The 8525-nt window shown below is 46.3% G+C and carries 9 protein-coding genes and 1 pseudogene; 1 reads left to right on the forward strand and 9 read right to left on the reverse strand.

From position 1 onward, the window contains the following. The 7 genes from CHL74_RS14350 to CHL74_RS14385 form a co-directional block, all read right to left on the reverse strand. Positions 1 to 262: hypothetical protein (locus tag CHL74_RS14350; RefSeq protein ID WP_141241353.1), on the reverse strand; the 262-nt coding region annotated here is incomplete at its 3' end. A 76-nt stretch (positions 263 to 338) separates the two neighbouring features. Next, positions 339 to 986, reverse strand: a complete 648-nt coding sequence (locus CHL74_RS14355) for a phosphoribosyltransferase (protein ID WP_094881872.1) — start codon at positions 984 to 986, stop codon at positions 339 to 341. 30 nt (positions 987 to 1016) lie between these two features. Continuing rightward, positions 1017 to 1583, reverse strand: a complete 567-nt coding sequence (locus tag CHL74_RS14360) for a hypothetical protein (RefSeq protein ID WP_094881873.1) — start codon at positions 1581 to 1583, stop codon at positions 1017 to 1019. A gap of 23 nt (positions 1584 to 1606) precedes the next feature. Beyond that, the gene (locus tag CHL74_RS14365) at positions 1607 to 2569 is read right to left on the reverse strand and encodes a hypothetical protein (protein WP_007901532.1); all 963 of its coding nucleotides are present in this window, start codon (positions 2567 to 2569) and stop codon (positions 1607 to 1609) included. 33 nt (positions 2570 to 2602) lie between these two features. Further along, on the reverse strand, positions 2603 to 3667 hold the full coding sequence (locus CHL74_RS14370) for an ATP-dependent Clp protease proteolytic subunit (protein ID WP_094881874.1): 1065 nt from the start codon (positions 3665 to 3667) through the stop codon (positions 2603 to 2605). Positions 3668 to 4106: 439 nt separating this feature from the next. Further along, entirely contained in the window at positions 4107 to 4520 is a 414-nt protein-coding gene (locus tag CHL74_RS14380) for a hypothetical protein (RefSeq protein ID WP_094881876.1), read from the reverse strand. A gap of 1 nt (position 4521) precedes the next feature. Continuing rightward, a complete protein-coding gene (locus tag CHL74_RS14385; RefSeq protein WP_007901542.1) occupies positions 4522 to 5046 on the reverse strand; it encodes a hypothetical protein in 525 nt (174 codons plus the stop codon). 183 nt (positions 5047 to 5229) lie between these two features. Here CHL74_RS14385 and CHL74_RS14390 point away from each other — a divergent pair, with 183 nt between their 5' ends. Beyond that, entirely contained in the window at positions 5230 to 5859 is a 630-nt protein-coding gene (locus tag CHL74_RS14390) for a hypothetical protein (protein ID WP_094881877.1), read from the forward strand. Positions 5860 to 5946: 87 nt separating this feature from the next. On the opposite strand, the gene CHL74_RS14395 is transcribed toward CHL74_RS14390, so the two are convergent. Together CHL74_RS14395 and CHL74_RS14405 are read right to left on the reverse strand one after the other, a co-directional pair. After that, positions 5947 to 6540 (reverse strand): antirestriction protein ArdA, encoded by a 594-nt coding sequence (locus CHL74_RS14395; protein WP_094881878.1) that lies wholly within the window; start codon positions 6538 to 6540, stop codon positions 5947 to 5949. Positions 6541 to 7539: 999 nt separating this feature from the next. After that, positions 7540 to 8525 (reverse strand): annotated as a pseudogene (locus CHL74_RS14405) (DNA primase); the annotation flags it as partial.

Genomic DNA, 8525 nt, shown 5'->3' on the forward strand with positions numbered 1-8525 from the left:
CTGTTCGACTTGCCACGATAGCATCCACTTGCTCCTGCATGATGTTCACCTCGTCGTGGGCTTCGACCTCACGGCGAGCTTTGAGGAAGGCACGGAGCTTGCCTTCGATGAACTCAGCCTTGCCTTTGGGATTGATGCTGAGATTACGATACATTATGGTGTTATTGGTGAGTTGAAGAAGAAGGATTGCACCCTCGTTCCAGTCACGCTCAGCAGATGGAGTGTCGAGCCATTGCTGGAGTTTGTCAGTCAGATTGTTCATATTTTATAGTTTAACTTCGTTGAATTGTGGCTGTACTCGGCATAGTTCAAGTAAGCTTGACTCTGCTCTCGTTTGCTCACAATTTGTTGTTTATTCCAGTAAAGAACACACAATTCTTGTGATGTTCGGTAAGCACATTGCGCATAGCCTTCAGCGTAGAGCCAGTAGTAACGAAGTCGTCGAAGACGATGCAGTTAGGCTCTTTGGGGAGATTGTTCATAGTGAACACCGCCCCGATACGCTGCTTTGAATGGCAGAAAGCAACATCCTCGTAGAACGGGATGTTCAGTTGGGAAGCAATCATTTCGCTGATGCGAGTGGCGAAGTTCTTGACGAGATGGCGACGTTTGGGAGTGGTGACGATACACCACGCCCCCGTGTTCAGTTCCTCACCGAGGATGTCACGTATAAGTGGTGATATGCTATCAGCGAAGAACGCCACCATACTATCGTCGCCCTTGATATCCGTCAGTGTTCTGCCATACAGCGACTTCTGCCATAAAGAGATGAAGAACGTGTCCGCCCGTCGAGTAAGCCGGACGCGTCGGGTGAAGTCGCACCGCGCTTCAACCGACTTATCCCACGCCTTGCGTTTCTCAATGGCGAAGATATCCTTCTGTTCATGCGTAGCATCCTTTGAGGACAGATCAAGCGGACCCGATAAGTCCGGCACGGAAATTTCATTCAAGAATTCCTGCATGTCTATCGGAGTCCGCTTGTCCATGGTCAACTATGATTATAACTTTACTCGCCGTTACGCTGCGCAATCAATGTCTCCGTCCTCAGTGGTGATGGTGCCAGTATAGAACGGAGCCGGACACTCGTCCGATGCCTCCACGTTGATCGTGGTGCCGGTGGTGCCAGTGGCACCCTGACCGAGATCCTGCGTGACTGTGGTCTTGGTAGTCCACTTGTCACAACCCACGACACGGTGCTTGCCCTTCATGTCCTCGACGATGAAGACGTTGTCGTTGTTATTGAGGTAAGCAGCTGCAGCCGATGCCGCTTCGCTTACCGACGGATGAACCGCCACGAGTTTGTTGAGCTGCGTCTGTGACGGCAGTTCACCCTGTGCCTCACTTGTGAGCTGCGACTTCTCAGGAAGGATGTCGATGTATTTCCATACAGCGTTTTCCTTCAACGTGAAGGAGCCGTCGTAGACAGAAGAAGTGACACGTCCGACCTCGTTATGAGGAAGTTTAGGCCAAACAAGAATATCATTCTTGGATGTATAATACACACGGCGACGCACACCAGGAAGTTCCGGTGTGCCCATCGCCCATGCAAGAGATTTTTGTACGTCTGTATTAGATGCTGCCATAATTACTATTGTTAAGAGTTAGACTATAAGCCAGCCAGTTCAACGACCTTCAGGCGTCGCTTGTCGATAGACTCGAACTGTACGCCGAAGAACATGGTGGCGATGTACGAGAGAAGGAACGCATCGAAACGTTCAACGTCAACAGATTCCACGTCGCCCATCTGGTCATATCCATAAAGCATATTGATCTTTGGTGAGATGTGGATATACTTCGAGTCCGTCTTGTTAGCAAGCGGACAGAAGATGAGTTTGCCGTTAGAACCCTCGACAGTAGGCTGATTGTATTGCGTGTTGTATGGGATACCGCTGTGTGTGAGAAGATAACCCTCGTTATACTTATCCACGAAGTCCTGCGAGCAGTACATGAAAAGAGTCTGCGAGCGCAAGCGTGGGTCGAGCGAGAAGAGGATTTCCTTAGCCACGTCAACGGCGTTGGCAGAGGTGATGGCATCCGTCAGTTTGAGGTAATTGCCATTCTCCTTAGCGAGAGCACCGGAAGTAACTTCCTTCTTTGTGATGGTGTCGAAGCCATCGAAAAGATCCTGGGTGGTAGTACCGCTTGCGTTGCGCACACCGCTCCAGATAGCATCATTGAGTTTTTCGGAGAGCGACTTGGCGATAAGTCCAAGCACCTCGCGAGCCGTAGGCACAGACTTCTGTCCGTCGCCCTTAGTGGCACCCGTGCCGAGGAGCGTAGAGATAGCCGAGTTAGGCTCGAACTTAGCGACCACCGAACCGAAGAAAGTTTCAAGCGTTCGGAAGTCCAGCTGCAAGTTCACGTCCTCCGAGCGAGTTGGCGAGTAAGGAGCGAACTGTGCCGAAGCGTTGAGCGTACCCACACTCTCCTTGTAGCGGATGCCAGGGCGACCGGTCATAAACTTAAGAGTCTCGTCGCAGCCGATAATCGGCAGACGAAGGAAGTCAGAACGCCACTTTCGAGCAGCATCCTTGTATTCTTGTAGGGTAAATTGTAGTTTTCCTGCCATGATTGGGAGTTTTGAATTATGATTTGTGAGTTGTTATGGTAAAGAGTCAAAGAGTGCCTGGGCCGAGTTGGTGGTGTCGTAGAACTTCTCGATGTCTGACTTTTCGGTGTTGGTGCCACCGTCCTTCTTGTCATCAACAACCGTGTTAGTGGTGTCAGCAGGGAGTTTTTTCAGTTTCTCCTCCAAATCGCTGTTAGCCTTAGTCAGCCGGTCAACGTCAGCCGAGAGATTGGTGATTTCATTGTACTTCGCTGTGATGTCCGCCTCAATAGAGTCGAGCTGTGCCGTGGTAAGCGTAACCTTGTCGTCGTTAGCTTCCAGCGAGTCGCAAGCGAGAGTCTTGCAAATGTTAGAATAGGTCTTTTTCATTTTTTCTTCAGAAGATATGGTTGGAACAATTTTATTTGGTTTTTCTTGCGAGTGGAAAACAGAGGCACAAGCCTGCAGGAATCGTCTAAACGCCGTGATGTCTTCCGACTTCGTGTCGGTCAGCATCTTAGGAAGCGGTATGCCATGAGCGGTAAAGTCCGCAGCAATAGCCTCCGTAAGAACTGGAGCCGACTCATCATCAAACTCCGTGAGTTCATCAACGAATCCCCAAGCCAGTGCCTCCTGTGCCGTCAGCCATCCACCCATTTTCATGAGTTCCAGCAAGTCGGCAGATTTCTTCTTGCATCGTCCGGCATACATCTCTGCGACGTTGGCATCCAGTTTGTCAAGGTCAGACTTCTGCTTCTCCAGATTGTCGATGAGATTCTGCATATCCGTAGCGTTCAAGCTGCCCCACTCGAAGAACGACTGTGAGCACTGGTGCACGAGATACATAGCCGAGTGATCCATGGTGATGCGCTTGGCACCCATTGATGCGATGGTAGCGGCACTGGCGTTCATGCCCACAAAGTGCACATGAACATTGCCGTGTCGCCTGAATGCAGATGATATAGAGAGAGCGGTGTTGAGCTGTCCGCCGAGAGAGTCGATGAGAACAGCAACCTCCTTGTCGGTGTTCTTGTTAAGGACGAAATCGACGTAGTCAGAATCGAAGTCCCAACCACCGACGTAGCCTTTAAGATGGAGATTGTATTTTGTCTTTGCCATGATTGTCAAAAATTGTTTGAGGGCAAAGATATATTATATAATAATGTTGGAGAAAGACAGAAAAATTGTATTTTTGCGATGTAAAACGATAAACTTATGGTGAGAGACATTGTAATCATATTGATAATTCTGATAGGCGGATATTTTTATATTCGCAGATTTTATCGTTTTGCATTACTTGCAATAGTATTTTTATTTGCACTATTTGGGCAATCACGCAGAAGTTATCGCAAACTGCGAATTATCTATTGGAAGAAGGTGGAGCGCAAAAACAGAACGAAGAAAAAATAGCCTTTTCAAAAACTCAACCGATTTTGGCTGTATCTTTTGTAACATTGTAAACAAGAAACGAAAACGCTGACTATCAACATTTTAAGTTTTGGCGCAATGTTTCAACTGCATACAAAATGTTACAAAAATGCATAAAAAAAGGCGCTCATCACGCCGTGCATGGCACCAGTGCCACTTTATTTGTATAAGATATGGTGTATTTCGTAGCAGCCGAATCACCATCCACCTTGCCTGTGGAGTCGTCTACCTTGATGACAGGAAAAGGTTTGTCAGCCGTGCCGATGAGATACTGCTTTCCATCCACCGTATGGATGACGAAAGCAAGATGCTCATGAGCTGGCAGCTGCGAAGTAGTAGAGAAAGAGAGTTTCACCTTTTCCAAAGTGTCGTTATTGTCAAACTGCGTCTCCATTTCACAAACGGCATCTCCGATATGCGGAATTAGGAAAGTGTCAGCGAACACTCCGACAGGAGCATCCGCCAACGCTTTCTGTGTGATGCTTGCCATGAGCGACGAGGCAAGCACGTAATATATATTGATGATTCCGGGAAGACGTTGCATATTATTCTACTATTTCTTCAGTTTCAACCTTGTTATTGCTACCGTTTTTTATCGTGCTGTTTTTTCGCTTGCATTGGTTAGTAAGATAATTCTTACGCAAGCGTTGGTATATTTTCGCGATGGAGTCCCAGCAAGTGCCGTCCTCCTTGATGCCCCGTTGCTCCATGTAGAGATAAATGAGGTCTTTCTGCTGTTTGCCGATCCTGCCGAAGTCGTGCAGGAACGTCCAGCAGTCGACATCAAACGAGTTCTTCACGTTCTCCAGCAGCGCACGTTTACCAGTGTCCGTGATATGATTGTAAATACGAGGGTCGCGAGTTTTGGAATACGGAATACAAATGGCGACTTCATCCTCACGTTGCCTTGTAGGAACAGCAGAAACAGGCGGTTTGACAACAGCGAGCTTTATAAGTTTAGACTCGATGCTGCCGTTTCTTAGACGCACTGGTTCCGTGCCACTGTGGCGATGTACGAACCACTGGCGCAGATAGGAAGGCATTTTGATATAGATGTGATAGTCGCTCATAAAACATGTAAAATGATTATGGGCGCAAAGATACAATAGTTTTGTGTAGGCGGTATGGAATGATGGAAACGTTTAAGATTTGTTATTTGGTAGGTAGGTAGATAAAAAAGTTGATTTTAGCTTGGTGGGGTAATGAAAAAAGATGTATATTTGCAAAATAAAGTTGAACTAAAATGTACGAGTATGAAAAAATGGATTTTGATGTTACTTGCCCTTGTATTGTGTGGAGTGACACAAGCTCAGAATGCAGAAGTAACCTTGAACAACGGCACCTTTGTGAAAGGTGACATTGGGAAGTTTTCCTTTAATGTAGACAATTACCATGAGTTCAGAATCAAAAAAACTGATGGTGAGAAGGCAGACTTCGCATCTACTGATGTAAAAGAGATAAAATACTATAACAAGAAGGTTGGAGAATGGGAAAACTGGATTCCGATGGTTGCCCAAATGGGATTGAGCATGTCTTATAAAGAGAATCCGAAACTCTACAAAAATCCGGTATTCCTTCAGCCAGTTTATGAGGGAAAAAACATTTCCGCCTATATTCACTATATAAGCACAGCTACCCATGTGAAATCGGGAAGTATTTACAGAATGGCTATCATGTTTTATTACAAAGCCAAGAATGAGGACTTTGCAAGAACCTATTATTTGAAGGATAATAGCATTGCAGGAATTGGTCAGAAGACCATGCTGAAAAGATATTTCAAGAACTTCCCACAAATAAAGGAAGTGCTCAAAGATCTCAGCATGAAAGAGTTTCGCAAAGACCCTGCGATATTAGTCAAGAAACTTGATGAAGCATTGAAATAAAACACTCCTTACTTCGAATAAATTTCGGTTACGCTATAAAAAGGTGGGCTGCCGGATCGAGGCGATTGCCTCGTCCGGCTTCCACCTTTATCTGCGGAAGACGTAGCCATCCTCGAAGATGTAGTCCGAGATGAACAAATCCCTTGCAAACGCCTTGTAATCGAAGTAATATGAGAGATTGCCCATCATGCGCTCCAAATCATAGCACTCATTGACGATGTGTGTGGCGAAATCCTCTTCCGAATCATATTCGCCCTCATAACAATCTTCAAAATCCGAAATGCTGTCATCGCCAGTGGCGGAAACATAAGCCTTAAACGCTTTCTGTTTGTCATCATCCATTTGGATGAAAGCTATTATCTTGTCGAAAACTTCTTCATCCATACAGCTTTCTGAATACCATTCAGCAGGGAAGCACTGATAATCCTGAAACATAAGCTCCGGATCCTCCTCATCAGCGTGGAGCTGCTTGCATACATCGATGAACTCCTCGTAAGAGTCAAACGTGCGGAGATCGAGCCAGGCACCGAAGAGTGAGCCTTCATTGTACTTCTTGTATGTGCCACAGTAGATGGCAGGCTGATCCCAGAGATAATCAACGATATAGCTGCTGACACTCTCAAACTGCTCCTTCATGCTCTTGTGAGCCGACTTAGGTGATGTTAAAACCATTTCTTGCATAACTTAGAAATTTAAATTGTTAGACTTTTAGATGCAGCCCTCGAAATGAGGACTTTTTACGCTGCCTTACCCAGCGCAAGAAGAAGGCATTTAAGGCAAGAGATAGCCGAATTTTTTTTCACCTTTGGCGGAACGAGAATTTGGACCAGAAGCCACCGCACCCCAAAATCTTGAAAAAATATTCGAGCTAAGGCAGCGCCGTGCCCTTGCAGAATGTCGCTTGCGCTAACTTTGCACGCGGAAAAATCCCATGAACGAAACCAGGGCTGCATGTCTGACAATTTGAATGTTATGCAGTAGAAATCCATCACCTATGTCCACAAGAGCGGAGCAATAAAAAAGAGTCAGCAATACCTCTTTCATTTGATTATCGTAGGGCAAAGCCTACCATGTGACACATACATCAAAGAAGAACAATGACGAAAAGGATCACGAGTGCCAGGCACGTTCTCTTTAAGCACGGTGACACTTACGATACCGCATGGAAAAAGCAAGCAGTAGCAGAAGAGGAGAAGCCGGACTACAACTAAAAATAAGGATGTTCAGTACCTATTTCCCTTTTGGTATTCAGAAAGCATAATGAAATGTTACAAGAAGTTATAAGAAATTACAAGATAATAGACTGCCTAAATAAATGAAATACAGAAAGTTACATTAAGTTACAACAATTACAGCATTTCTCTTCTGAAAAATGAATGAGGGCAAAAAATGAGGATTTCGCTACATATAAAGTCAATGACTACCACTTTATGCTTTTTGGAGCGTATGATAGGCTACCAATATGTATGTAGGTAGATTACAAATCGTGTGCAAGACCTCTGAAAAAAACGGAGTACATCGCAGAGGATGGCCATGTCTTCCGCAAAATAAAAACCGCCGAGACGATGCAATCGCCCCGGCAGTCCACCTGATTATGATACCTATTGAAAAGAAATATATTCGTAGTAAGCTACCACTTTTAAGAGTAAAAAGGTAAAAAAGTAAAAGGGTAAAAAGCCCTTAGAATGGCTCGTCGCTGTCGGATTGGTCAGGCGCAGTCCACAGACTGATGCCAAACGTCTCGCAAAGCAAGTCATAGTCAAAGCAGTAGGCACGTTGTGTCATAGTAAGTTTTGGAGGCGTGCTACCCATAGCAGCCCTGGTATGGTCGTACTGGATGATGCCCTTCTTATACACATCAAATCGTGCCACCTTTTCGCCAAGGTAGGCACGGCTGTTCTGAAGATAGTATTTCAACGCATCCGTAGGCAGCACCTTCTCGTTAGCCTGTCGTCCCTCCTTGCGGTAGAGGTTGAAGATACGAGTCTTCTGTAGGAAAAGCACCGGTCGTTCTGTCTGCCAAGTGGCATTGATGATATCCGTCTTAAACTTGCTGCAATAGCGGATGAAGAAGTCGCCACCCTCAATCAGTTCGCCGTCGCTTGCGAGATACTGCACCACGTTCCAGAAGTTGCCCAGCTCGCCGTTAGTCTTGCACTCACCATTCTGTTTCTTTATTCCCTCGATGGTGACTTGCAGCATCTCGTCGAAAGTCAGCGTAGGGATGCTCTTTTGGAGCACCCGAAGCGCAGCCAACGGCACACACCAGTTGTTCATGATACGGTCTTCACCTTTCTCGCCACCGAGAGCGTTGCCGACGATAGTCTGTGTGTCATGGAACGCCGTAGACCACGCCTGTTCAAAGTGTTTGCGCTGTTTGAGAATTTCGAGCGTCAGGTGCGTCAGTCCCAGCGAACGCATTTCAAGCAACACCTTATAATTCTGCTTCTCCTTGTCCGAGAACTCGCTTCGAGGGAACTGCAGGAAGACGAGTCGGGTAAAGAGAGCGATATCCGATGTCGGCATCTCCTGACCAGAGAGGATGATGCCGGAGTCAACGGCAGTCGTCTCCTTCTTCTTGTCAAGATCCATATTCATGCGAGTGCGACCGGTGCCGTCCCACAGACCCTTCAGAAACTCAATCATCTTCGGGTCGATATCATTCT

The organism is Prevotella sp. 885 (assembly GCF_002265625.1).
In the GTDB taxonomy this organism is placed as follows: Bacteria; Bacteroidota; Bacteroidia; order Bacteroidales; family Bacteroidaceae; genus Prevotella.